This window comes from Roseivivax halodurans JCM 10272 (assembly GCF_000521785.1).
In the GTDB taxonomy this organism is placed as follows: domain Bacteria; phylum Pseudomonadota; class Alphaproteobacteria; order Rhodobacterales; family Rhodobacteraceae; genus Roseivivax; species Roseivivax halodurans.
Map to the genome: position 1 here is coordinate 1 of NZ_JALZ01000109.1, position 1450 is coordinate 1450.

The 1450-nt window shown below is 63.3% G+C and carries 1 protein-coding gene; it reads left to right on the forward strand.

What is annotated here, in order from left to right; translation table 11 throughout:
• Nucleotides 1-44 precede the first annotated feature (44 nt).
• Nucleotides 45-1448 (forward strand): IS30 family transposase, encoded by a 1404-nt coding sequence (locus tag OCH239_RS21335; RefSeq protein ID WP_084782783.1) that lies wholly within the window; start codon nucleotides 45-47, stop codon nucleotides 1446-1448.
• The last annotated feature ends 2 nt before the right edge of the window (nucleotides 1449-1450 follow it).

Consider the following 1450-nt stretch of genomic DNA (forward strand, 5'->3'; position numbering starts at 1 on the left):
ATTCAACCGGTCGTCGCAACACCCCGCTATTGGAGGTGTTGTTGATGTCAGGAAGACGGAAGTCGGAGCGTTCGACGCGACGCAAATTATCCTCGCCAGGTCGGCCACCAGTCTGGCAGCGTGAGCATCTGTGCCGGTTCTGGCGGGAGATTGCAGCGGGGCTGTCCAGCGAAGAAGCCGCTGTTGCAGCAGGTGTTTCCGCTCCGGTCGGAACTCGATGGTTTCGGAGTTCTGGCGGAATGCCTCCTACACATCTTGCGCCATCGGCTCCTGTGCCGAAGCACCATAGCCTTTCGTTCGTGGAACGCGAGGAGATAGCCCTCGAATGCGCTCGGGGCTCCGGCGTGCGGGCGATCGCGCGCAAGCTGGGCCGATCTCCGAGCACGATTTCTCGTGAGATCAGGCGCAACTCGGCGACACGCGGCGGAGAGTTCGACTATCGAGCTATTGCCGCGCAGTGGCACGCAGATCGTGCGGCCAAGCGTCCAAAGGCCGGCAAGCTCGCGGTCAATCTCGCCCTGCGCGACTACGTGCAGGACCGGCTATCCGGCCTCATTGCCACGCCGGACGGCATCGCCTTCGACGGTCCTGTTGTGGTATGGAAAGCTCGGCGGGCTGTTCACCGGCAAAGCCGACGCTGGTCATCTGCCTGGAGTCCGGAGCAGATCTCGCAGCGCCTGAAGGTGGACTTCCCCGGGGATCCGACAATGCGCATCAGCCACGAGGCCATCTACCAGGCGCTCTACATTCAAGGACGCGGGGCGCTGAGGAGAGAGCTCTCAGCCTGTCTCCGCTCCGGCCGCGCACTCAGGTTGCCGCGCGAACGATCCCGGAGCCGCGGCAAGACCTTCATTACCGACGCGTTGATGATCAGCGACCGCCCGGCGGAGATCGGTGACAGGGCTGTTCCCGGTCATTGGGAAGGCGACCTCATTCTCGGTCTCGGCAGCTCGGCGATCGGCACGCTGGTCGAACGCACGACCCGCTTTACCATGCTCCTACACTTGCCGCGCATGGAGGGGCACGGGACGACCAAGTCTGTCAGGAATGGGCCAGCCCTTGCCGGCCACGGCGCCGAGGCCGTCCGGGATGCCATCGCAGGGACGATCGGCAGCCTGCCTGCACACTTACGCCGCTCGTTGACCTGGGACCAGGGGGCCGAGATGGCCCAACACGCGCAGCTGCGGATAGATACCGGTCTCGAGATCTACTTCTGCGACCCTCAGAGCCCTTGGCAACGCGGCAGCAATGAAAACACCAACGGTCTGCTCCGCCAGTACTTCCCCAAGGGAACGGATCTCAGCCAACATGGCGCCGAAGAGCTGAGCGCCGTTGCCCATGCACTCAACACACGACCTCGGAAAACGCTGGGCTGGCAATCACCTGCAGAGGCTCTCGACCGGCTGCTCAAACAGGATATGATCGTAGGTGTTGCGACGACCGGTTGAAT

Excerpts from the sequence above, each read along its gene's own strand:
- OCH239_RS21335 (WP_084782783.1), top strand. The coding sequence starts at position 45 with ATGTCAGGAAGACGGAAGTCGGAGCGTTCGACGCGACGCAAATTATCC.